Source organism: Rhizobium sp. PL01 (assembly GCF_033447125.1).
Taxonomy (GTDB): Bacteria; Pseudomonadota; Alphaproteobacteria; order Rhizobiales; family Rhizobiaceae; genus Pararhizobium.
The window spans coordinates 605,695-628,472 of sequence record NZ_JAWQUM010000002.1 but is presented as its reverse complement, the minus strand read 5'-3'; the positions used below and the strand labels follow the sequence as shown (position 1 = coordinate 628,472).

27 protein-coding genes are annotated in these 22,778 nt (G+C 58.5%); 14 read left to right on the top strand and 13 right to left on the bottom strand.

The window, feature by feature from the left end:
* Window positions 1-12 precede the first annotated feature (12 nt).
* The 3 genes from R6X40_RS07455 to R6X40_RS07445 all read right to left on the bottom strand — a co-directional run bounded on the left by R6X40_RS07455 (window position 13) and on the right by R6X40_RS07445 (window position 2,275).
* On the bottom strand, window positions 13-486 hold the full coding sequence (locus tag R6X40_RS07455) for an isoprenylcysteine carboxylmethyltransferase family protein (protein ID WP_318412284.1): 474 nt from the start codon (window positions 484-486) through the stop codon (window positions 13-15).
* Window positions 487-489: 3 nt separating this feature from the next.
* A complete protein-coding gene (locus tag R6X40_RS07450; protein WP_318412283.1) occupies window positions 490-1,497 on the bottom strand; it encodes a DUF1624 domain-containing protein in 1,008 nt (335 codons plus the stop codon).
* Between the two features lie 85 nt (window positions 1,498-1,582).
* Entirely contained in the window at window positions 1,583-2,275 is a 693-nt protein-coding gene (locus R6X40_RS07445; RefSeq protein ID WP_318412282.1) for a DUF599 domain-containing protein, read from the bottom strand.
* A 255-nt stretch (window positions 2,276-2,530) separates the two neighbouring features.
* On the opposite strand from R6X40_RS07445, the gene R6X40_RS07440 reads away from it, so the two are divergent.
* Window positions 2,531-3,931, top strand: coding sequence for an L-serine ammonia-lyase (locus R6X40_RS07440; protein ID WP_318412280.1), 1,401 nt, complete (start codon window positions 2,531-2,533; stop codon window positions 3,929-3,931).
* 71 nt (window positions 3,932-4,002) lie between these two features.
* Entirely contained in the window at window positions 4,003-4,437 is a 435-nt protein-coding gene (locus tag R6X40_RS07435; RefSeq protein ID WP_318412278.1) for a DUF1489 family protein, read from the top strand.
* Between the two features lie 63 nt (window positions 4,438-4,500).
* On the opposite strand, the gene R6X40_RS07430 is transcribed toward R6X40_RS07435, so the two are convergent.
* The 3 genes from R6X40_RS07430 to R6X40_RS07420 all read right to left on the bottom strand — a co-directional run bounded on the left by R6X40_RS07430 (window position 4,501) and on the right by R6X40_RS07420 (window position 7,241).
* Window positions 4,501-4,767 carry a hypothetical protein gene (locus tag R6X40_RS07430; protein ID WP_060505114.1) on the bottom strand — a complete coding sequence of 89 codons (267 nt, stop codon included), beginning with the start codon at window positions 4,765-4,767 and terminating at the stop codon, window positions 4,501-4,503.
* Window positions 4,768-4,851: 84 nt separating this feature from the next.
* A complete protein-coding gene (locus R6X40_RS07425; protein ID WP_412178340.1) occupies window positions 4,852-6,333 on the bottom strand; it encodes a D-alanyl-D-alanine carboxypeptidase in 1,482 nt (493 codons plus the stop codon).
* Between the two features lie 188 nt (window positions 6,334-6,521).
* Entirely contained in the window at window positions 6,522-7,241 is a 720-nt protein-coding gene (locus tag R6X40_RS07420) for a hypothetical protein (protein ID WP_318412274.1), read from the bottom strand.
* 140 nt (window positions 7,242-7,381) lie between these two features.
* Here R6X40_RS07420 and R6X40_RS07415 point away from each other — a divergent pair, with 140 nt between their 5' ends.
* Window positions 7,382-7,705, top strand: a complete 324-nt coding sequence (locus tag R6X40_RS07415) for a DUF6949 family protein (RefSeq protein WP_318412273.1) — start codon at window positions 7,382-7,384, stop codon at window positions 7,703-7,705.
* A gap of 152 nt (window positions 7,706-7,857) precedes the next feature.
* Here the strand turns inward: R6X40_RS07415 and R6X40_RS07410 are convergent, their stop codons facing one another.
* Complete coding sequence (locus R6X40_RS07410) at window positions 7,858-8,466, bottom strand: transglutaminase-like cysteine peptidase (protein ID WP_318412271.1); 609 nt, start codon at window positions 8,464-8,466, stop codon at window positions 7,858-7,860.
* A 606-nt stretch (window positions 8,467-9,072) separates the two neighbouring features.
* On the opposite strand from R6X40_RS07410, the gene R6X40_RS07405 reads away from it, so the two are divergent.
* Window positions 9,073-9,453, top strand: coding sequence for an ester cyclase (locus tag R6X40_RS07405; protein WP_412178348.1), 381 nt, complete (start codon window positions 9,073-9,075; stop codon window positions 9,451-9,453).
* An 84-nt stretch (window positions 9,454-9,537) separates the two neighbouring features.
* Window positions 9,538-9,954 (top strand): DUF1801 domain-containing protein, encoded by a 417-nt coding sequence (locus R6X40_RS07400; protein WP_318412270.1) that lies wholly within the window; start codon window positions 9,538-9,540, stop codon window positions 9,952-9,954.
* A 90-nt stretch (window positions 9,955-10,044) separates the two neighbouring features.
* Here R6X40_RS07400 and R6X40_RS07395 read toward each other — a convergent pair whose 3' ends face one another.
* Window positions 10,045-10,653: a PilZ domain-containing protein gene (locus R6X40_RS07395; RefSeq protein WP_318412268.1), complete on the bottom strand. Its 609-nt coding sequence runs from the start codon at window positions 10,651-10,653 to the stop codon at window positions 10,045-10,047.
* A 90-nt stretch (window positions 10,654-10,743) separates the two neighbouring features.
* Window positions 10,744-11,388 (bottom strand): PAS domain-containing protein, encoded by a 645-nt coding sequence (locus R6X40_RS07390; protein ID WP_318412267.1) that lies wholly within the window; start codon window positions 11,386-11,388, stop codon window positions 10,744-10,746.
* A 424-nt stretch (window positions 11,389-11,812) separates the two neighbouring features.
* On the opposite strand from R6X40_RS07390, the gene R6X40_RS07385 reads away from it, so the two are divergent.
* Entirely contained in the window at window positions 11,813-12,547 is a 735-nt protein-coding gene (locus R6X40_RS07385; protein ID WP_318412265.1) for a rhomboid family intramembrane serine protease, read from the top strand.
* Between the two features lie 276 nt (window positions 12,548-12,823).
* Complete coding sequence (locus R6X40_RS07380; protein ID WP_318412264.1) at window positions 12,824-13,252, top strand: CBS domain-containing protein; 429 nt, start codon at window positions 12,824-12,826, stop codon at window positions 13,250-13,252.
* Between the two features lie 73 nt (window positions 13,253-13,325).
* On the opposite strand, the gene R6X40_RS07375 is transcribed toward R6X40_RS07380, so the two are convergent.
* The 3 genes from R6X40_RS07375 to folE form a co-directional block, all read right to left on the bottom strand.
* A complete protein-coding gene (locus R6X40_RS07375; protein ID WP_318412262.1) occupies window positions 13,326-14,297 on the bottom strand; it encodes a patatin-like phospholipase family protein in 972 nt (323 codons plus the stop codon).
* Between the two features lie 211 nt (window positions 14,298-14,508).
* Window positions 14,509-14,961 carry a phosphoribosyl-AMP cyclohydrolase gene (gene hisI / locus R6X40_RS07370; protein ID WP_318412260.1) on the bottom strand — a complete coding sequence of 151 codons (453 nt, stop codon included), beginning with the start codon at window positions 14,959-14,961 and terminating at the stop codon, window positions 14,509-14,511.
* A gap of 23 nt (window positions 14,962-14,984) precedes the next feature.
* Complete coding sequence (folE, locus tag R6X40_RS07365) at window positions 14,985-15,602, bottom strand: GTP cyclohydrolase I FolE (protein ID WP_318412258.1); 618 nt, start codon at window positions 15,600-15,602, stop codon at window positions 14,985-14,987.
* Between the two features lie 340 nt (window positions 15,603-15,942).
* Between folE and R6X40_RS07360 the strand changes: the two genes are divergently transcribed.
* The 5 genes from R6X40_RS07360 (at window position 15,943) to R6X40_RS07340 (ending at window position 20,460) form a co-directional block, all read left to right on the top strand.
* Window positions 15,943-16,392 carry an iron-sulfur cluster assembly scaffold protein gene (locus R6X40_RS07360; RefSeq protein WP_318412256.1) on the top strand — a complete coding sequence of 150 codons (450 nt, stop codon included), beginning with the start codon at window positions 15,943-15,945 and terminating at the stop codon, window positions 16,390-16,392.
* A gap of 1 nt (window position 16,393) precedes the next feature.
* Window positions 16,394-16,768, top strand: coding sequence for a membrane protein insertion efficiency factor YidD (gene yidD, locus R6X40_RS07355; RefSeq protein WP_318412254.1), 375 nt, complete (start codon window positions 16,394-16,396; stop codon window positions 16,766-16,768).
* Window positions 16,765-17,304: a DUF1697 domain-containing protein gene (locus R6X40_RS07350; RefSeq protein WP_318412391.1), complete on the top strand. Its 540-nt coding sequence runs from the start codon at window positions 16,765-16,767 to the stop codon at window positions 17,302-17,304. The genes yidD and R6X40_RS07350 overlap by 4 nt, the downstream gene beginning before the upstream one ends.
* Window positions 17,305-17,422: 118 nt before the next feature.
* Window positions 17,423-19,411: a threonine--tRNA ligase gene (thrS, locus tag R6X40_RS07345; RefSeq protein WP_318412252.1), complete on the top strand. Its 1,989-nt coding sequence runs from the start codon at window positions 17,423-17,425 to the stop codon at window positions 19,409-19,411.
* 206 nt (window positions 19,412-19,617) lie between these two features.
* Complete coding sequence (locus R6X40_RS07340) at window positions 19,618-20,460, top strand: lysophospholipid acyltransferase family protein (RefSeq protein WP_318412251.1); 843 nt, start codon at window positions 19,618-19,620, stop codon at window positions 20,458-20,460.
* 4 nt (window positions 20,461-20,464) lie between these two features.
* On the opposite strand, the gene R6X40_RS07335 is transcribed toward R6X40_RS07340, so the two are convergent.
* Window positions 20,465-21,472, bottom strand: coding sequence for a hypothetical protein (locus tag R6X40_RS07335; RefSeq protein WP_318412249.1), 1,008 nt, complete (start codon window positions 21,470-21,472; stop codon window positions 20,465-20,467).
* A gap of 112 nt (window positions 21,473-21,584) precedes the next feature.
* On the opposite strand from R6X40_RS07335, the gene R6X40_RS07330 reads away from it, so the two are divergent.
* Together R6X40_RS07330 and R6X40_RS07325 are read left to right on the top strand one after the other, a co-directional pair.
* A complete protein-coding gene (locus R6X40_RS07330; RefSeq protein WP_318412247.1) occupies window positions 21,585-22,169 on the top strand; it encodes a nitroreductase in 585 nt (194 codons plus the stop codon).
* Window positions 22,169-22,771, top strand: a complete 603-nt coding sequence (locus tag R6X40_RS07325; protein WP_318412246.1) for a flavin reductase family protein — start codon at window positions 22,169-22,171, stop codon at window positions 22,769-22,771. The genes R6X40_RS07330 and R6X40_RS07325 overlap by 1 nt, the downstream gene beginning before the upstream one ends.
* Window positions 22,772-22,778 lie beyond the last annotated feature (7 nt).

The window sequence follows — 22,778 nt, the reverse complement described above, 5'->3', positions numbered from 1 at the left end:
AGGCCGGTGGGTTCAGATCCACCGGCTTGTGGCGCGGCAATAGCGTTCGAATTCGAAGCCGAAGCGCGACAGGAGGTGGCGTTCTTCGTTGCGGACGGCAAACAGCGTCATGACCGCAACGGCAGCGCTGGCCATGATGAAGAACCAGGGATTGAGCGTGATCAAGCCGAAACCGACCATCATCAGGGTGTAACCGAGATAGATGGGATTGCGGGTGAAAGAGAATGGTCCGCAGGTGACCAGATAGGATGAACCTCGATGCGGCAGAACCGCCGTACGCCGTTCGATCAACGTCTTCACCGCCCAGACATCCAGGCAAACTGCAATGACGATCAGCGCCGAGCCTGAAAGCCAGGGGAACCAGCCATGGCCGTGGATGACCGAAATCGGCAGTGTCCGCCCCAGCGCCACTGCCCCCGAAAAGGCCGCCACATAGAGAAACGGGGGCCAGGGATAGGTCAACGGTTTGGCGCGATAGGCGTTCATATCCTATTCCTTGGGTTGTGACACCATGGTGCATTGCCCGGCGATTCGCGCAATGCGCTCATCCGTCTTGACGTCAATTTTGCCTTCGTTCAGCGGCTCGAAGAGGTTTTCTTCCATCAGCTTGTCCAGCGTGCAGCCGCAGAAGGTGGTGCAGAGTGCCGCACTTTCCTGCAGGCTGCAGGAGGCCACGCAGTTGTTTTGATAGGTCTCGACCGGATCGGGCTTGGCAGCTGGAAAACCCAGAGAATAGACATAGACCAGCGCGAAGAGCAGCGGCTGATGAACAAGATAGATGATCAGGCTGTGACGGCCGGCGGCCGTGAGGATCGTCTTCCAACGGGCGCTGCCATCGGTGCGCAGTTTCTCGAACCAACCGAGGCTGAGCGAAATACGTGCGATGGCGATACCTGCCAGGAACGGCGCCAGCCAGGGAAGCAGCGGCACGTAATCGTTGGAGCGCGGCAGTGTCTCCGATAGTCCGACCCACCAGAGCGCCGGCGTGTCGAAAATAGACGAGCGCAGATAAAACGGTGCCGCAAATGCAGCCGCAGCAGCTATCATCGTCAAGATTGGGGGCAGGCGCAGGAAGAGAAGACCGATCAGGCTTGCCGCAGCAATTGAATGCAAAATACCGAAGAAGATGAAGCCATCGGGAAAGGCAAACCAGGTAGCGATGGTGATGACCAGCGCGGCTGCGGCGATCTTGGCAAAGCGGATGGCGAAGGCGCGCGGCTTGAAGGCCGGATAATGGCCAAGCACCAGGCCGACCCCCGCCAGAAACAGGAAACTGCTGGCGATCATCCGCGCATAGATCTTGAATGCACCTGTGCCGACCGTTCCCGGATCGAGATAGCCGAAATATTCCAGATCCCAGGAAAAATGGTAGGTTGCCATGGCGATCAGAGCGAACCCGCGCAGGGCATCGATTGCCCAGATACGGCCACGCCGTTCTGCGGCTACCGGCGGTGCCGTCCCGTTGTTGGTTTCGCTGGCTGCGTTGGTAATCAACATGGCTCAATCTTTTCCGATGGCGAGATCATAGCGCGGCGAGCTTGCGTCAGGCGCAACGCATCGCAAGGCTTGTCGCCCGAGACTTTCAGGGGTTTGTGTCGTCAAGAAGGGCTTCGCGCGCTTCCGAATAGAATTGCCGGCGTGTCAGCACGAAAATGACGAAAACCGTCAGCGCGATGAAGACATAGGGGCTGATGAACCAGCCGAGATAGCCGATCGACAGGAAAACGCTGCGCAGTCCGGCATTGAAATGCTTGGCCGCAAGAATGTTCATTTTCACTGCCCGCCCGGCGGCGCGTTCCGCTCCAGCGCGATCCTGCATGATGTCCGACATCATCGGAATGCAGCCGACGAGAATGGAGCAATAATTGAACAGGCGGTAGGACCAGGCAAATTTGAAGAAGGCATAGGCGAACAGGCAGGCAAGGCCGCCAACCTTCAGCTCAAAGGCCGTGCGTCCGCCATGGAAGACATAGGGCAGGTCGCCCATGATCGCCTCGACCCGATCGGTGGCACCCAGAAGCGCAAAGCAGCCGCCGAGCGCAAAGATTGTCGTCGAAGCGAAGAACGCGGTTCCCGCCTGCAGTCCCGCCACGATCTGGGTGTCGATCATCTTCAGGTCGCGATTGAGGGAATTCAGCAGCCAGCGCCTCCGGTTCTCCATCATCAGGCGCGTCAGGCTGATGCGCTTGAGGTGCACCTTGCCGTCCGTTGCCCAGTTGTAGCCGGTCCACAGCAGTGCAAAGACTGCGAGCGCGATATAGTCGGTGAGTGTCATGCCTCGTTTTTGGCATGCTTTGCTGAAATTGCAAGGTATCGCGAAACTTTACCCTGCCCCTTGAAATCTGTGGCCGGGCATGGCGACTTATGGATCAGGAATCATGCTACAGCCACCCAGCAGCCGCTCGTGTCGCACGCACGGGAGCGGATGTCGGTTGATCACCTGATGACCAGCGCAGTATGGCCTAGTTTCGATGCAATGATTATGGTCCGGCAATCTTGCCCGGTCCTGCAGTCCCGGGGCGGAGTTCGCATGTTTCTTTCGGTTTTTGATGTCTTCAAGATTGGTATCGGCCCCTCCAGTTCGCACACGATGGGACCGATGTCGGCCGCCAATCGCTTTCTCGACCTCATCCTGTCGAGCGACTGGCCGCGCCCCGCCAATGCCACTGTAGCGTCGATCAAGTCGAGCCTGCATGGTTCGCTGGCCTTTACCGGCATCGGTCATGGGACGGGCAGGGCGGTCGTTCTCGGGCTGATGGGCGAGCGTCCGGACCGGGTAGATCCCGATCGTATGGATCCGATCATAGAGGAAGTCGAGCGTACCGGACGGGTTACGCCTGCGGGGCATCCGAGCTACGAATTCCAGCCTAAGACCGATCTGGTTTTCGATAAGAAAGTGCCGCTGCCCGGCCACGCCAATGGCATGTCCTTTTCCGCTTTCGACAAGGACGGACGGCTGCTCCTGAAGCGGGTCTACTACTCCATTGGCGGCGGCTTCGTCGTTACCGATACCGAACTTGAGGCGATGAAGGCGAGCAAAACCAAGCCGGGCGGCGTCAAGGTTCCCTATCCTTTCTCGACCGCAAAGCAGATGCTTGACATGGCCCAGCATTCCGGCCTGTCGATCGCCCAGATGAAGCGGGCAAACGAGGAATGTTCGATGTCAGCCGAGGAGCTCGACGAAGGCCTCGACCGGATCTGGGCGGCGATGAAAAGCTGCATTGATCGTGGACTGACCGGGTCCGGCATTCTCCCGGGCGGCCTTAAAGTGCGCCGCCGCGCCGGTATGATCCATGACAAACTGCAGGACGAATGGCGTTCCAACAAGATCAACCCTTTGCTCGCCAACGATTGGCTGAGTGTTTACGCCATGGCGGTGAACGAGGAGAATGCCGCTGGCGGCCGCGTCGTCACCTCGCCGACCAATGGTGCTGCCGGTGTCGTGCCGGCGACCATCCGTTACTACCTGCATTTTCATGAGGATGCCGATCACCACGGCATTCGCGACTATCTGCTGACGGCGGCCGCAATCGGCGGCATCATCAAGTTTAATGCCTCGATCTCCGGCGCTGAAGTCGGCTGTCAGGGCGAGGTCGGTTCAGCCTCGGCAATGGCGGCGGCGGGACTTGCCGCTGTGATGGGTGGCACGCCGGAGCAGATTGAGAATGCCGCTGAAATCGCGCTGGAGCATCACCTGGGCATGACCTGCGATCCGATCGCCGGTCTCGTGCAAGTGCCGTGCATCGAGCGCAACGCGCTGGGTGCGGTCAAGGCCGTCACCGCGGCGTCCTTGGCGCTCAAGGGCGACGGCCAGCATTTCGTGCCGCTCGACGCCTGCATCGAGACGATGCGCCAGACCGGTTTCGACATGCACGATAAATACAAGGAAACGTCGACAGGCGGCCTTGCCGTCAACGTTGTCGAGTGCTGACAGGTACCCATCTGTGGAGCGGTCGAGAACAGGCTTGACCGCGACCGCTTTGCGGGTGTTCAACTCCGGCCATGGCCTTGCATCTCATCAAGCTCTGCGTCGGCGCAGAATCGATTGACGACCTTCGCGAATGGGTGTCGCGCAAAGCACTGACGGCAATCGCCGCCGGTCTCGAACCACATTCCTACCATACGACGCGCATGGTGCCGAAGCGTGTCGAGGAATTGCTGGAGGGCGGATCGCTCTATTGGGTGATCAAAGGGCAGGTGCAGGCGCGTCAGAAGCTGACCGGCATCGAAACCTTCACCGATTCAGAGGGCATCGGCCGCTGCAATCTGATCCTCGGCCCGGAAGTCGTCGAAACGACCTATCAGCCGCGCCGTGCTTTTCAGGGTTGGCGCTATCTCCAGGACACTGAAGCGCCGCGCGATTTGGCGGCATTGGGCGCTGCTGCGGAAATGCCGCTGGAGCTACGCCGCGAACTGGCCGAGCTCGGCCTTCTCTGAAAATTGAAGCCATCATGAAAAAGCCCGGCGGTGCCGGGCTTTGATCGTTGGATGTCCATATTTCTATCGGATCCGCAGCCGGATCGGATACCGCCCGGACGGGGACGTCACGTGCACGTGGATTTGTGCATCCGGCTGTGTCGAGCGCCATGCCCGTGCCCCATGCGTCAGAAGCAGCGTTACCAGATCCTTGGTCTTCGACCGCGGCCTGCTGCCGAGTTCGGCAATCCGCATCGCCGCTTCGTGCAAAGGATGCAGGCCGGAACGCGGTGATTTCCGCTTCTTGTCCGGCGCAGGCGTCATGCCCGATCCATTCTCATTCATTCCCATAACTAACCTCGTTACGCAAAACCAAATCCGAGGAGGATCACCGGCAAACGCTACACGCCGCTGATCGAAACTTGTGTGATGTTGTTACTGCAGGCTTGCCCAGCAGGCGAAGCCCTTGCTCTTCAATGTCTTGCAGGCGGAAACGGCCTTGTCCTGATTGGAGAAGCCGCCGAAGCGCGCCCGGTAGAGGTGGCCGTCGCCGCTCGCAAAAGCGACCGTGAACGGCGTTGCATTACGTAGGGCCTTGCCGCCCTTGTCTTTGGCGTTTTCGAGCAATGTCATGGCTTGGCCCTTGTCCGGTGTCGCACCGATCTGGATTACCCAGCCAGCCGGCGCGTTGTCGGCGGCCGCAGCCGTTTCGGCAGCAGGCTTGGCAACCGAATTGGTGACCTGGTTATCGACATCGGCGGCCGGGACGGGAGCAGCTTTGGCAAGCTTGCGGCTCTGTGCTTGCAGCGTGTTCGGCATGACCTTGTCATTCAAAAGCGGATTGGCACTGGCTTTGACCGGCGCTGCATAGGCAACTTCGATGCTTTTGGTGGTTTCGCCGCTATAACGGAAATCCGGGACCGGGCCGTTGTTCGGCAGGTTGAAGCTTCCGCCCGTCGCGGCAACGACCGTTTCAGCCGGCTCTGTCACAGCTTGCGCCTGCATGGTCGGCGCATCCGCTGTTTCGGCAACGAGATTACCACCGCCACGGCGCGAAGCGGATGGCATGTACTTGGCGACGAGAGCGCGCATCTGTGCGTCGCGGGCACCACCGGACTTGCCGCCCAGAACGACGCCGACGATGCTGCGTCCGTCCGCCTCAGCAGATGTCACGAGGTTGAAACCGGCTGCGCGGGTATAGCCGGTCTTGATGCCGTCAACGCCGCGCACATTGCCGAGCAGGCGGTTGTGATTGCCGATCGTTTGCTTGCCGAAGCGGAAGCTGCGGGTGGAGAAATAGGAATAATACTGCGGAAAGTGCTGGCGAAGCGCCATGCCGAGCCGGGCCTGATCGCGTGCCGTCGTCATCTGCGCGTCGTTCGGCAGGCCGTTGGCGTTGCGATAGGTGGTTCGAGTCATACCGAGCGCACGTGCTTTATTGGTCATGATGCGGGCGAACCGGTCTTCGGAACCTCCGAGCAATTCGCCCAGCGCAGTCGATGAGTCATTGGCGGAGCGTGTGACCATAGACAGGATTGCCTGTTCCACGGTGATCGAATTACCGGAACGCACGCCGAGTTTCGACGGCGGCTCAGCCGATGCATTCTTGGAGAACGGAACAGGCGTGTTCTTGTTGATCTTTCCGGCTTCCAGCGCCTCGAAAGTCAGATAGAGCGTCATCATCTTTGTCAGCGATGCTGGATAGCGCAGGCTATCGGCGTCTTCGCTGTACAGTACCTTGCCGGTCTTGGCATCGACCACGATACCCGCATATTGCGCGGCGTAAGCGACGGGGATTGCCGTAAATGTGGCGGCCAGCGATACCAGCAGTACCCGGCACGCCTTCTTGAAAAATAGCACAGGGGCGTATGGAGCGGAGCCGTTGAATATGGATTTGGACACTACACTACTCTTCATTCTATTTTCACAGATGCCGTCCGGGCGTGGCCTGCAGAAACGACTGTTCTCGAAACTCTATCGGGATAGCGTTACCAATCGGTTTATGATGAATGATTGGTTTCAGTAGTCTGATGTCTTCTTTTGCATTTTGGTACAGTCCCGCTGCTGGTGCGGACTCCGGAACGCGACACGCGCGGCGAAGAAATTCAAGGGATCAGCTTGTTGTTCAGGAATGTTGCGACGGCGGTGTCGATGGCTTGCCATTGTGGCAGCAATTGGCTGGAAAAGCGGTAAAGCACAACAAGATCGCGGCCGATGTGAATATCGCGCTGGCAATCGGCGCTGGTCGATAGGGCAGGCGTTGCTGGCATCATGCAGCGCACGGCGTAAGGCGTATCGCCCTCGCGGTTCGCCGTAAAAAAGACTTCCTGACCATAGCCGGAGTTTTGTTTCGTTTCGTGCCGCACCAATCCTGCCGGACCGGGCAGCATCGTTCCGTTGAAAAGATGCTGGTAGATAGGCTCGATCCGTCCCGACATGTCGCGTGACATCGTGCTTTGGGAGATATCAAGGAAAAGCAGCGATTCCGGCTGGTTGACATCATTGAACAGAGCGCGTGTCTCGTCTGTATACCCCTGCAGTCCCGGCCAGGTGAGGTAGAGATCGACGCGTTCGGCGCGGCCGGTCACACGCTGCTGTTCGAAGCGGATGAAATTGGAAGAAAACCGCAGATGATCCTGGCCGATGAAGATATCGGTCGGCTCCGTGTTGGTCGTGTGCCCGGCCAGCGCCAGGTTTTTTCCATACCAGCGGCCGGCAAGGCTGATGGTTGCGGTCAAGACTGCCAGCCCGACGACAATGGCCGTCAGGGTGTAGACGAAACGTGCGGAGATCAGCGGAGCGTGACCTTCATTATTGGCTGTCATGGACGGTTCGCGGTCTTGCTGTCGTTAACTGGAAGTATCGTCGCCGGGTTGGCTTGTGCCGGAATGGAGCAGCGCAACGCGGCACGGAAATTGCTGATCGAGGGAGCAATGCAAGGCTGGCTTAACATGGTTAATTTTCAATGAATATCGCGATGCTTCTCATCCTGCTGGCCACCGGTTTCGGTACCTCATTCCTCGTGCTCGATATCAGTCGCGCCGCCGCTCGCCGCCACTGGCCGACAGTTGATGGTGCCGTGGCCGAACGATTTCGGCCGTTTGCAGTATTTCTAGCGCTATTTGCTGGTCCAGCTTTGTTTGCCGGTTCCGTATGGCGGATGCGGATGGCTGACACCTTGTCTTCGATCGAAGTCCTTGTTGCCGCTACGATCGCTTCCGGTTGGGCCATTTGCTATGGACTGGTGATTGTGCAGGGGGCCTGGCGTCTGTTCCCAGCAGGCCTCTGAGTTTCTGACAATAGAAAAAGGCCGGTTCCGGGGACAGCGGAACCGGCCAGCAGGGCCTTGGTCTGGGGCGGGGATGGGGACTGACCGAAGCCCTTTTCACGCGCAGCCCGGGCATCCTGAGCCGGGTCGCGAATGTCAGGTATTCATCTGCCTTACTGGCTGACGCTGCCGACAGCCACGGTGCGGCCGTCCTGAAGTTTCACCCAGCGGCCGGAATGCTGTTCCGACTGGCGCTTGAGATAGGTGTATTCGGTCTCAGACCACAGCAGCACCTTGTTGCGCATGTTGTCGAGGACGAAGTCGCCGCGATCGGTCCGCACCGTCAACACCGCATGGCCTTCGCCGTTTGGCTGTAGCACGACGGTGATCAGCAGATCTGACGGCGAGAAGCCTGCCTTCATCAGGCGTTTGCGCTTCAAGAGCACATAATCTTCGCAATCGCCGACCTTGTCGGGATAGGCCCAGTGCTCTTCGACGCCGTAGATTTCCATATCGGTCAGCGGCGCCACGGATTCGTTGACGTCGTAATTGACCTCGAGAATTTTCTTCCACCCTTCGCGGGTGAGGGGCAGAGGCCCGTTATTGCCCGGGTTGGCGCGGCATTCCTGCGGCAGGCTCCGGCAGAATTCATAATGTCCGACAGGCGGGTTGGTGCTGCCGCTGGTGATCATGTTGGCGGGCAGGGCAAAAGCCGATTGTACCGCTGCTGCCGAAAGAAATGCGCCGATCAGGCTGGCCTTCAGGAATGATGTCGTTGTCATGCTTGTCTCCCCGTTCTGGAGTGACAATGACACCGAGATTTTTATCGCTCGCGAAAATTGGAAGTAAAATAAAGTACAAAACAAATTGAAATAAGTAGAAAATTCGAATTAATCTTGAATAGATATTGAATCTTGTTTTATTCAAATTCATCTAAAATTTGAACTGTTCTCACATTGATGCACGAGCCATTAACGCCAGAGAAACCACTTATGTTACTGTAAACGCAGGGGGTTATTTCGGTCCGGCAGGTTTTTCGCGGCGATTTTTTACGCTCGATCTGAAAGTCCGGTACGTCAGAAATGAGTGAAGGGGCACCGGTTTAGACTTGATTTACCAAAGCAACTGCCGATTTCGGCTGGAATTTGCTGAAAATCACGGAAAAATTATTTTCTATTCTGGCACGGAAAATGATGGCCAGACTGTGTTTTCATCAAAACGGCACGCATCAGGGGCAGGATTTGTATCATATTGGGTCGCCGCGCTCTGCGCGCAAAGCGGGATTACGGCGCGCGTGCTTGGCCGCCGGCTTGCATTTCGGGAACTGGCTCACGGAACCCGCGTTATCCTGGCTGGCGACGGACCAGAACAGCAGGAGGCAAATAGCCATGACCGAACTCCCGGATATCTACAGAAGCTATATCGCCTGCCTGAACAAGCAGGATTGGCCAAACCTGGGAGCGTTTGTTGCCGACGGCGCCTGCCACAACGGCAGGCAGATCGGATTGGCCGGGTATCGCGACATGCTCGAAGGCGACTACCTCGATATCCCCGATCTCCAGTTCAATATTGAGCTGCTGATCTCGGATCCGCCCTTTCTCGGGAGCCGCCTTGCGTTCGACTGCACGCCGAGAGGGATGTTTCTCGGTCTGCCGGTCGACGGCCGGAGAATTTCCTTTGCCGAGAATGTCTTCTACGAATTTCGAAACGGAAAGATTGCGCGCGTCTGGTCGATTATAGACAAGGCAGCCATCGAAGCTCAGCTCTAGGCGATTTCTATCGCGTTGCGGACGCGTGCCATTGCGGATAAATTGTGCCGCAGGAAATGGCCATATGTCGAGGCATGAAGACCCATGGAAGCATCGGAGCAGATCGATCGGCTGATCGCTGGTCTTACCGACTGGCGTGGCGCTACGCTCGCCAGCATTCGCAAGGTCATCCTCGAGGCCGATCCCGCGATCGTTGAGGAATGGAAGTGGATGGGTAGCCCGGTCTGGTCTTGCGACGGGAACATGGTGGTCGGCAATGCCCATAAAGACAAGGTGAAGCTGACCTTTTCCCATGGTGCGAGCCTGCCTGATCCCGACACGCTGTTCAACAACGGCTTCGGAGGCAAGGTCTGGCGCGCGATCGATGTTTTCGAGGGCGATAGGATTGACGAAGGTGCGCTAAAACAGCTCATCCGTTCGGCGGTCGAGCACAATCAGAACAAAAAGAAGGAAAAAGCGGCGGCTGCTTCACGTGCGAAAGCGCAGAAGAAGGACGCCTGAACCTACGGTAGGTCCTGTCGCATCTAGCACCGAGAACTGGATAAGTGTGTATCAAGCTGTGGGTGGCTTTCAGGTGAGGGCGCTGCGGACCTAGAGAAACTCGCGCAGAGCCTCACGTGATTGAATTCCGAGGAATTCGATCGCCACGCCTTCCTGGAAATGACGCACCACGCGGCCTTTCATGCTGCCGAGCAGAATCGCTGTGCCGAGCGGAAGGCGGGTCTCCATGTCGACGGCGGCACCGGACAGGGAAAGGTCAATGATACGGCAGACATATTTGCTGCCGTCTTCCAGGGTGATTTCCGTGCGGATCTTGCGCGGCGCAAGGCGGTCGTGGCGCCGGTCTTCCGGCAATCCCAGTTCGTGCTTGTTGGCAATCCAGGTCAGTTGTGCCGCGAGCTTTTCGCGCTTGCGGTCGGTGGCATTGATCTGGATAACGAAGGCGTTTTCGGCGAGGCGCGAAACCGTGCCTTCCAAGCGTCCCACATGATCGACATAGGCGATGATACGTTCGCCGGCTCGCGGCCGGGCATCGCAGGTGAACAGCACATCACCCGGAGACATATCGATAGCGGTGCACTCGAATTCATCGTGATTGGCAAGCATGAGGCGGCCTGTCAGGTTCACAGAAACGCGCTGGAAAGCGCCTTCGTTGTGCTGCTTGGGGCCGGCCGTCTGCGATTGCTGAAACGAATACATGACCACACTTGTGCAATGTCCATCCAAGTCACAGCTTTAACCTCTTCCAGTTAACAGAAGGTTTTTGTGCGTGCCTGTATTTGAACCGTATTAATCTCTGCGGCCACCCTCAAGCACCCGAAGATGAAGCACGCGGCGGATGGCGCCGGCTATACTGTGATCGCCCATCGGTTGGTGGGCCGTCTGCTGGCGGGTTGCGGACGGGGCGGTTCCTGGAGCGTTATGTAGAAACAGGTCGGTCTTCTCGATATCGAGAACACGCATGCCGTCGAGTTCGAGATAATTGACCGGGGTAGCCTCAAGCCAGTGCGGGCGCGACAGCGGAACCAGCGCGCCGATGATGCGATCGACATTGCCGTCCGGCGAGCGCAGCGGCAGGAGGATGATCTCGGTCGGCAGGCGGTCGGCAACGCCCGCAAGCGAAACGGACGACAGAACGACCGGCGTCTTCTGTGTCATTACGTCGTTCGCGATGCGGGCAAGACGACCGGTTTGTTCGGCAAGCCAGAGCGCATCAAAGGTCGAACCACGCAGTTCGCGCGCAAACAATGCACAGATGCGCGTGCCGGCGAGCCGGAAACGGATATCGCCACGCGGTGTTTTTTCCAGGATAAAGAGATCCGCCAGGATATTGCGGATCTGACCGGGCTCAATCTGGCTGCGGGCAGGCACCTCGCGATGCCCCCGCAACTCGTCCCAATAGGCGTAGATCTCTATAGCGGTCTTGCTGCGCATGCTCTCATTCCATTCGACACATGTTTGTGCCGCTTTGGCACATCCGGCCGGAAAAATGCTCCGGTAGGGATTACTCAGCGATTTTCGTGCCAGCTCGGTATTAAGGTTAATGTTTGGTTTAGATTGAAAGTGCCCGGCTCTGATGGCATGAAAGGGCATCACTTCACGAAGGGTTGCCTTCGGCACACTGACTTAAGGGCTCGGGGTTTTTGGGGGCTCACCGGCCGTTCAGTTTTTTGACTGAACGGCCTTTTTTTGTCGGCAAACCTGCGCCTGAATTGCAAAACCTTTTGATTTGATCTCTTCCCGCAAGCTGTGCGAACAAGTGCCGCGCATCTCACCGCTTTTGACGTGACCGTGAATCGTATAGAGCGAGACATGAGAGCCCGGTGAGGATGAGCCGGCGGAAGGAAATGTGAGTAGCATGACGGACCAAACCGACGGTGCGACGCCGCCGCAGGGCGCTGAATCGGACTATGTAACGCGGGTCAGCGAACCGGCGTTCAATCTGCCGTCAGGTCTTGTTGCCATGCTGGCATTGCTGGTGGTCATTCATGTCGTGCGCACGTATCTCATATCGGCCGCCATCGACAGCGAAGTGATTTTGAACTTCGCGTTCTGGCCGGCGCGGTACGATCACCCCTTCGCGGACCAGAATTTTGCCTGGCTCTGGAGCCCGCTCACATATTCCCTGCTGCACGGCTCCTGGGAACACCTGATTTTCAACGGATTCTGGATGGTGGCGTTTGGCGCCCCGGTTATTCGCCGGATCGGCCCGGCGCGTTTTATGCTTTTCTGGTGCCTTTCGGCTGTTGCCGCCGTCGCGTTGCATGTCGCGTTCCATTGGGGTGAAACGATCTTTGTCGTTGGTGCCTCCGGCGTGGTCGCCGGTCTGATGGGCGCCGCTGCCCGCTTCGTCTTTTCGCCCAGCGGCCGAATCAGCCGGCAGTTTGCCCATCTCAACCGCCGGCTGACCGTCGGCGAGGCGCTGTCGAACCGCTCGGTCGTGGTTTTTACCGGCATCTGGTTCCTGACCAATTTCCTGATCGGCCTTGGCGTCTTTGCCTTTGGCGGGGCAGGCGGCATTGCCTGGGAAGCGCATATTGGCGGCTTCCTGTTCGGCTTTCTGCTGTTTGGCCTTTTCGACCCGCGCCAGTAACCTTCGCAAGGCTGTGGCTGGTTTTTGAAAGCCCGTTGCTCGTTTTTTAAAGATTGACGGTCTCACCGAGAGCGCTTGATTTTCGGCGGCCTGTAGCGCACCATTCCCATCCGAAGGCAGTGAACCGCGAGGAGTCTGGTTTGCTGCCAGTGGGCAGATAACGCGACAGGAATGATGTCTGTCTTGCGAATTGGTCCATAATCGCAGCGCGAGGAGCGCTTATGCGGTTCGCCAATATCCCGGTCAGATGCAGGTCGCTGAAACGGGAGGGTTTGAATGTCTGTTAAGGCAATACTCAATGAAAAGGGCCGTCAGGTCGTGACGGTCGATCCGCAGGCCAAAGTGCGCCAGGCGGTCGCCTTGCTGAGTGAACATCGCATCGGTGCCGTTATCATCGTCAAGCCGGGCGACAAGATCGCTGGCATATTGACGGAGCGCGATGTGGTGGCGGCGATGGCCAAGTTCGGTGCAGACTGCCTGGACAAGACGGTGTCTGCTGTCATGTGGTCAAAGGTGTATAGTTGCACCGAGGACATGAGCATCAATGACATCATGGAAATCATGAACAATATGCGCGCGCGCCATCTTCCCGTCGAAAAAAATGGACGGCTGGTCGGCATCGTTTCGATCGGCGACGCGGTTCGTCACCATATCCGCGCGATCGAACACGAGGCCGAGCAGATCAAGGCCTATATCGCCGGCTAACGGCGTGTTTCTCATAGAAATGCCGCGCTGCTTTGAAGGCCGCGCGGCATAAGTTTTGATAGTCATGCCGCGACTATCGCAGCATGACTTCCTGAAGCCGTTGCAGTTCGCTGAGCTTGGCCTTGGTTTCGTAGTAACCGCGATCGATCGCTTCGCCGGCGCGGTGAAACTCCGACAGGCCTATATCGTTAAGCTTGGGATGCAGCGCCAGGTCCGGTGGATCTCCTGCAAGGCGCGCGCGTGAAATGCGGTCTTGGATGATGTTGAAAGCCTGGACCATGACGCTGGTCATGCCCAGCCGTCCTGCCTGGCCTTGCGGTTGTTTCGGCATCTGCGGCTGCTCGGCGGTATGGCTTCCCGCATTGTGCTTGATGACGGCGGAGCGGCCGTAGAGATCATAGTTGAGGTTGACGGCAACGACCAGCTGCTGCTCGTGGGCGCGGCAGACAGATACCGGAACCGGATTGACCAGCGCGCCGTCCATCAAGGTGCGATTGTTGCATTTAACCGGCTCGAAAATGCCGGGCAGCGCATAGGAAGCGCGGATCGCGGTGATCAGCGATCCCTGTCCGATCCAGACTTCGTGGCCCGAATTGACCTCGGTCGCGACAGCGACGAACGTCCGATCGAGGCCCTCGATCGACAGGTCCTGCAGGTGTTCCTGCATGCGCTTGGTCAGGCGGAGGCCGCCGAACAATCCACCGCCGCCGATGGCGAAATCAAGCAGTCCGGCGATGCGGCGCATGGTGAGGGAGCGGGCGAAGGTTTCGAGCTCATCGAGCTTTCCAGCCAGATAACAGCCGCCGACCAGCGCGCCGATCGATGTGCCGGCGATCATGCCGACTTCGATCCCTTCCTCGTCCAGCGCTTTCAGCACGCCGATATGGGCCCAGCCGCGGGCAGCCCCGCCGCCAAGGGCAAGGGCGATTTTGGATTTGGGAGGTTTGATCTCTATGGGGGGAGGAGACGCCAGGGCATGGGAAGGGCCGCCGGGCGCCGATGCATCTGCGGTGATACCGCTGCGATTGAATGTCCAGTTCAACATTCGGCACCTCCATGCCGCAGAACACACTGTTACAGGCCGTCACGTCTCGCTTTACTGCGTTGCAAGCGCATGCCGTAAGAACTCAATCTACTGGAGGGCGTTCCGTGCGGGTGTTCCCGGCGGAACGCTTCCTTGTTGTCGAGATTACGCGCCCAGTCTGGTTGCGAAATCGTGAATCTGCGAAGAATGTGAGCCAAAAAGCGCCAGATGATTAATTTTTGCCGTAAACGTCGTCCGGATGGAAATGAATTTCGGTGTCAACAATGTTAAGCAACGTGACGCCGTCCTTGGCTTCGACAGCGCGATAGAAACAGGAACGTCTGCCGGTGTGGCAGGTCGCGTCATGGCCAGCCACGCGAACCTTCAGCCACAGGGCATCCTGGTCGCAATCGGTGCGCAGTTCCACGACTGTCTGCAGATTACCGGAGGTTTCGCCCTTCTTCCAGAGACTTTTGCGCGAGCGGCTATAGTAATGCGCGATCCCGGTCTCGATGGTTAGCGCCAGCGCTTCGGCATTCATGTGTGCCACCATCAAAAGCACGCCGTCATTTGCGTCGGTGACGACGGCGGTGATCAGCCCATTGGCGTCGAAACGGGGCGTGAAAGCGGAGCCGGATTCCAGCTCCGCCTTGTCGGCGGACGGGCGGTCGAATTCAATCGTCATCGGAAGGCTCCGGTTGACGGAGCTTACTTGAAGCCCCGCAGCATGGTCATGAAGCGGGCCTGCTCGGCAGGCTCGGTCTTGAAGGCGCCGGTGAAGGTGGTGGTCAATGTCGTCGAGCCCTGCTTCTGGACGCCACGCATTGCCATGCACATATGTTCGGCTTCGATCATCACGGCAACGCCGCGCGGCCGCAGCGTGTCGTCGATCGCCTTGGCGATCTGTGCGGTCATGGTTTCCTGCGTCTGCAGACGGCGGCCGAAGATATCGACAACACGGGCGATCTTCGACAGTCCGAGCACCTTGCCATCCGGCAGGTAGGCGACATGCGCCTTGCCGATGATCGGAACCATGTGATGTTCGCAGTGCGAGAAGAACGGGATGTCCTTGACGAGAACGATGTCGTCATAACCGCCGACCTCCTCGAAGGTGCGGCCAAGCACGTCCTCGGCGGCAAGGTCATACCCGGAAAACAGCTCTTTATAGGACTTGGCAACGCGCGCCGGCGTATCGAGAAGCCCTTCACGCGCCGGATCGTCACCGGCCCAGCGCAGGAGAACGCGTACCGCGTCCTCGGCTTCCTTCTGGCTCGGCCGGCCGTCGGTGGCGGGCAAGGCAGGAAAATTCTTGACTATGGCGTCCATAATGGCCTCTTGCGTAACGCGGGGTTACTTGACGTTTATCTTTTCGGACAACTCGCCACTGGCCATTGACCTGACGTTTTCAGGTCTGGTTTCCGTCGGCGGGCTCCGGGGCTTTCCGATTTGCAGAGGTTAAGGGCTCTGGATCATCCGGCACGGTTTCCCAAACAACAGGCGACTGTTCGCTCTTGCGAACCTGTCGCCCCCACACGACATACCATATAATATGCCGGGATACATGTGGAAGGGGCACAGATGGAGACAGTGTGTTTTTTTCCAGGATACGATAGAAAATCATGCGCCGTTTGCCTGAAAACGCGCAAAAACAAGCGGATCGCGCCGAATGATGGACGAAATCTATAATAGCAGGATCCTTGAGTTTGCCGGCAATATCCCCAAAAGCGGCACGCTTGCCGATCCCGATGCAGAAGCGAGCGCCCATTCCAAGCTGTGCGGCTCGAAGGTGCGCATCGGCCTGAAGATGGACGGCGATACCGTCACCGACTTCGCTCATGAGGTAAAAGCCTGTGCTCTCGGGCAGGCGTCATCCTCGATTATGGCGCGTCATGTCGTCGGCGCGACATCCACCGAAATCCGTAAGGCCCGCGAAGACATGCTGGCGATGCTGAAGGCAGACGGCGAGGGGCCATCGGGCCGTTTCGAGGACATGCGCTTCCTGAAACCCGTCAAGGATTATAAAGCCCGCCACGCCTCGACCATGTTGACCTTCGATGCTGTCGTTGAGGCCATCGATCAGATTGAAGCGTCGCGCGTGGCCAAGGCTGCCCGCTGAGATGTGTGGCGAGCCGGGATGCCAAGGGCACGATGATAGCGGCGCAAGGCGTCCCTATTCAGGCCGGAATTATGCAGGCCCGTTTCGCAAGACGCCGGGGCGGCTTTTCGGCATGGCTTTCGTCCGGCTCTACCAACTGACGTTGTCCGGCTTTATCGGCAATTCCTGCCGTCATATCCCGACCTGTTCTGAATATGGCTATGAGGCCATCGCCCGCCACGGCTTCTGGCCGGGGGGCTGGATGGTGCTGTTCCGCTTCCTGCGCTGTGGTCCGGGCGGCACGAGCGGGCTCGATCCGGTGCCGGAAAAACTGTCGCCGTCGAAGCATTGGTACACGCCGTGGCGCTACTGGCGGCCGACCGCGGTCTTGCAATGACGGTCTATGTCGCTCTTCTCCACAGCATCGTTCTTGGTGCGGGGCGCCGCGTCATAATGTCGGATTTGCGGGCAACGGCCGAGCGCATCGGCTTTCGATTGCCGCGGACATTGGTTGCAACGGGAAATCTGGTCTTCGACGTCGACTTTGACAGTGTTTCCGAAGTGGAGAATGCGCTTGAACTGGCCTTTGCCGAGGATTTCGGCACGCCTGTCGATATTATCGCGCGGACTGGGGAGAGTTGGCTTGCCCTTGCTGCCGGCAATCCCTTTCCCGCCGCAAGTGATGCGGAAGCGCAAAATATCGTCGTGCGGGTGATGCGCACGCCGTTGTATCTCGGTGTCTTGCAGGATTTGGAACGCCGCTGTGATGGTGGCGAGCAAATTCGGATTATCGATGGCGACCTCTGGATCCATTTTCCGGGCAAGCCGAGTGAGTCCAAACTGCTTTCGGCGTTGACCGCCAAACGCCTTGGTCCCGGCACGCTGCGCAACTGGAACACGGTGCGCGGTCTTGCAGATATGATCAAAGCCTGATCAAGCCTGTTCTTTACTCCGCCACAAAAACGCTCTATCACCCGCGCGTCAATTTGCCGGCTGTGCCGGTCATTAAAACCACCCGCATTCGTTGGCGGGACTGGACAAGGAAGAAATCATGTCTGACGCTGTTTCCCTTACATTTCCCGATGGTTCCGTCCGCGGTTACGCCGCTGGCACGACGGGCCGTGAAGTTGCCGAATCGATCTCCAAGTCGCTTGCAAAGAAGGCCATCGCGATCGCGCTGGATGGCGAATTGCGCGACCTGTCCGATCCGGTCGTCTCCGGCAAGCTCGAGATCGTAACGCGCGAAGACGCCCGCGCACTCGAACTGATCCGCCACGACACCGCCCACGTGATGGCCGAAGCCGTGCAGGAACTGTGGCCCGGTACGCAGGTGACTATCGGTCCAGTGATCGAGAACGGCTTCTATTACGACTTTGCCAAGAATGAGCCTTTCACGCCCGACGATCTGCCGAAGATCGAAAAGCGGATGAAGGAGATCATCCAGCGCAACAAGCCGTTCACCAAGGAAATCTGGCCGCGCGACAAGGCGCGTCAGGTCTTTGCCGACAAGGGCGAGGCCTACAAGGTTGAACTGGTCGATGCGATTTCCGCCGATCAGGATCTGAAGATCTACTATCAGGGCGACTGGTTCGACCTTTGCCGTGGTCCCCACATGGCCTCCACCGGCCAGATCGGCAATGCCTTCAAGCTGATGCGGGTGGCCGGTGCCTATTGGCGCGGTGATTCAAACAACCCGATGCTGACACGCATCTACGGTACGGCCTGGCGCACGCAGGAAGAACTCGACCAGTATCTGCACATTCTGGCCGAAGCCGAAAAGCGCGACCATCGCCGCCTTGGCCGCGAGATGGATCTGTTCCATTTCCAGGAAGAAGGCCCGGGCGTCGTCTTCTGGCATGGCAAAGGCTGGCGCGTTTTCCAGACGCTGGTCGCCTATATGCGCCGCCGTCTGGCGGGCACCTATCAGGAAGTCAACGCGCCGCAGGTGCTCGACAAATCGCTGTGGGAAACGTCCGGCCACTGGGGCTGGTACCGCGACAACATGTTCAAGGTGACGGTCGCCGGTGATGAAACCGACGACGAGCGCGTCTTTGCGCTGAAGCCGATGAACTGCCCCGGCCATATCCAGATCTTCAAGCATGGCCTGAAATCCTACCGCGAACTGCCGATCCGTCTTGCGGAATTCGGCAATGTCCATCGCTACGAGCCTTCGGGCGCGCTTCACGGTCTGATGCGGGTGCGCGGCTTCACGCAGGACGATGCGCATGTGTTCTGCACCGACGAGCAGATGGCGGCCGAGTGCCTGCGCATCAACGATTTGATCCTGTCGGTCTATCAGGACTTCGGCTTCAAGGAAGTCGTGGTCAAGCTATCGACCCGTCCGGAAAAGCGCGTTGGTGACGATGCCCTTTGGGATCGCGCCGAAAGCGTCATGATGGACGTGCTGAAGACGATTGAAGCGCAGTCGGAAGGCCGCATCAAGACCGGTATCCTGCCGGGCGAGGGCGCTTTCTACGGTCCGAAGTTCGAATATACGCTGAAGGATGCCATCGGCCGTGAATGGCAGTGTGGCACGACACAGGTCGACTTCAACCTGCCGGAACGCTTTGGTGCCTTCTACATCGACAGCAACTCCGAAAAGACGCAGCCGGTAATGATCCACCGCGCCATCTGCGGCTCGATGGAACGTTTCCTCGGCATCCTGATCGAGAACTTCGCCGGCCATTTCCCACTGTGGCTCTCGCCGCTGCAGGTCGTCGTCGCCACGATCACCTCGGAAGCCGACGATTACGGCCGTGAAGTTGCCGAACTGCTGCGCGACGCGGGGCTTGAGGTTGAGACTGACTTCCGTAACGAGAAGATCAACTACAAGGTTCGCGAGCATTCGGTGACCAAGGTGCCGGTGATCATCGTCTGCGGCATGCGCGAAGCCGAAGAGCGCACCGTTAACATCCGCCGTTTGGGCTCGCAGGCCCAGACGCCAATGACATTGGACGACGCGATTGTGTCGTTGGTGTCGGAAGCAACGCCGCCGGATGTGAAGCGCAAGGCGGAGCGCCGGAACAAGGCCAAGGCCTGATCATCGCGAAAGTGTGTATGATCTAATTAAGAAGGTGTGGCAGGGCCACACCTTCAGTTTACTGTCAGAAAACTGTAACATTCGCAGACTATCCGGTTGATGCGTGATCGGCGGGCATGAACACTCGCCTTTGCAGCGCAAATCCGGTGAAACCGAAATGCCTGTGCTGCGTCGCTTCGGACGCACATTTTGGAACGGGGAACAACGTGCAGTTCAAAGAGCTGTCTTACGCCAACGAAAACGATCGACGGCTGAAACGTTGGTTTATCCGTTCCATGGAAGGTCTTGCAGGGCGCAATCGTTATGCCAGGCTCTACACCCAATGGCGCGATACGATTGTCGGCAAGAGCGACCGGATTTTCGGGGAAATGCTGGAGCTGATCAATGTGCGCGTTCGCGTGCAGGGCGAGTGGCCACCACGCAATCTGCCGGATACGCCCGTGGTCATCGTCGCCAACCATCCCTTCGGTATCGGCGATGGCATTGCCGTGCTGTCGCTTGCCGAACAGCTCGGCCGGCCGTTTCGTGTGCTGATCAACAATGAGCTTCTGAAAGTGCCGGAAATGGCACCCTATTCGTTGCCGATTTCATTTGAAGAAACCAAGGAAGCTCTGGCGATCAATATGCAGACGCGCCACGAGGCCGTACGCCTCCTGAAGGAGGGCGTCACACTGATCGTCTTTCCGGCCGGTGGGGTTGCCACGGCGAGGAAGGGATTTGGCAGAGCCGAGGATCTTCCGTGGAAAATGTTTCCGGCCAAACTTATCCAGGCGGCCAAGGCAAGCGTTATTCCAATATATTTCGAAGGTCAGAATGGCCGGCTGTTTCACCTGGCAAGCAGGGTATCGCTGACATTGCGCATCTCCCTGCTGATCCGCGAGTTCCGGAGGCTTTCCGGCACGACCATCTCGTCGCGCATCGGTCAGCTGATCGCCTGGGAAGAACTGAGCGCCATCGGTGACCGCAAAGATATCTTGACGCGGATTTATGACGGCGTGTTCTGCATGGCGCCGCCACGCCGCCGGTTCCTCAGCAGGGCTACGTCCTGATACTTCAATCCTGCGCGTCTGACGCGCCGGACGCGGGCTGCGTGCCCTTGTCGTTGAGCAGGACCTCGACATCGGTGTTGACGCCGGCTTTCACAGTGAAATCACGCTGGAAAATCTTTTCGTTGTTGCGGGCGATTGCTGAATAGCTGCCTTCAGCCAAGACTAGCGTTGGAAACGCGCCGACACTTTCACTGACGACGTCGCCGGATGAGGTCAGGATCGACCAGGCCGTGTCGGCGATCGCTTCGCCGCCGGGCTCGGAGACAAGCTTCAGCGTCAATTTCGCCGCGCGATGCTGGATCGTTGCTTCCGTCAGTTTGCCGGCTTCGATCTGGATATCGGCGCGAATAACGGCATTGACCGAACCGTAGTTGGAAACGACGTGATAGGTGCCAGTGTTCAACCGGACGACCGTGTTCGCCTTGACGTCGGCAACCACAAGCGCGCGTTCGCCATCTTCCTTCGAATCCGCTGAAAAGATCGAAAAGCTCAGTTCGCCTGGCGGGATGCGCACATCGCTGCCGGATACGGCATTGAGCATGACACCGCCGGCATCAAGCACGAGCACTTGTTTTTCGACGAGGCCGGCGTCCGCCACCCTGATCTTGCGCGTCGCACCAGCGCGGCCGAAGGCGACATTGACGAAATATTCGCCGGGGATCAGTTGGAACGCGGCCGATCCACCTTCCGACGTTGCCACCAGCGGCAACTTGCCGTCCGAGCCGGGAATAGGGCTGAAAACGCGCCAGGTCAAACCTTGTTCGACAGACTTGCCCTTGTCCGTCAAATGCGCTTCTAGCGCAATGTCCTTTGCTGTCGGACCTTGCGTCGCGGCATCCGGGACCAAGGGATTGAAGCTGTTGAGCTTCGGCATTTTCTTGGATGGAGCGGATACAGCCGGAAAGGCCTTGAAGGGGTCGGCAAGCTCCTGCGCCCGCAGCCCGCTATTGCCTGCTGTTGCAAGAACGAGCGCTACGACGATAGCGCGAACGTGACCGGCCTTGATGTGCATGGGGTGGTTGACATCCTGAGTGTGTGGCTCCACTTGAAACGCCGATATGGCAATTTCGTGGCTGCCTGTGTGGCGGCGGCGTGCGATGGCAAACTAGTGGAAATGTATAGCGATGAAAACTGAAATCAGTCTGCGCGATTATCTGGCAACCCGCCGGTCTATTCCCGCCTTTCAGATGGGGGGACCGGGACCGGGCACGGCTGAGATCGAAGAGATGCTGACACTTGCATCGCGGGTGCCGGATCATGGCAAGCTGGCCCCCTGGCGCTTTATTGTCTATCGCGGTGAAGAGCGGGTTCGCATCGGTGCCGAACTGGCAAAAATGGCGCTCGCAGCCAAACCTGATCTTTCCGAAGAGATGGTCAAGGTTGAAAATGCCCGGCTGTCGCGCGCGCCAGTCGTCGTCGCCGTCGTCAGCAAGGCGGCCCCGCATTTCAAGGTGCCCGAATGGGAACAGGTGATGTCCGCAGGTGCCGTCTGCCTCAACCTGCTGATGGCTGCTAACGCGCTCGGATTCTGCTCAAACTGGCTGACGGAATGGTACGCCTTCGACGAGAAGGCCTATCCGCTGCTTGGCGTAAACCCCGGCGAAAAGATCGCGGGCTTCATCCATATCGGCACGCCGCAGGTTCCTCCGACGGAACGCCCGCGTCCGGAGCTCGCTGAAATCGTTACCTGGGTTGGCGAGGACGCCTGATGTTTTATGCGACCGCGGAAAATGCGCACGGCCTTGCCCACGACCCATTCAAGGCCATCGTCTCGCCGCGGCCGATCGGCTGGATCGGATCAAAGGCTGCCGATGGCAGCCTCAATCTCGCGCCCTATTCGTTTTTCAATGCGATCAGCGATACGCCGAAGCTGGTGATGTTCTCGTCATCCGGCCGCAAGGATTCTGTTCGCAACATCGAGCAAACGCGGGAATTCACCGCCAATTTCGTCAGTTTCGATATTCACGAGGCGATGAACATCACATCGGCTCCGGTTCCGCATGGTGAGAGCGAATTTGCGCTTGCCGGATTGACGCCGGTCGAAGGCCAGTTCGTCCAGGCGCCGTTTGTTGCCGAAGCTTATGCAGCACTCGAATGCAAGGTGACGGAAATATTCCAGCCCAAGGCGCTTGATGGCACTCTGTCCGAAAACCATGTGGTCATCGGCCAGGTCGTCGGTATCCACATTCGCGAGGAAGCGATCCGGGATGGCCGTTTCGACATGGCAAAGGTCCGGCCGGTCGGCCGCATGGGATATATGGATTATTGCGATGCTGGAGACGTTTTCGAGATGTTCCGGCCGAAGCGTTAGGGCCGGT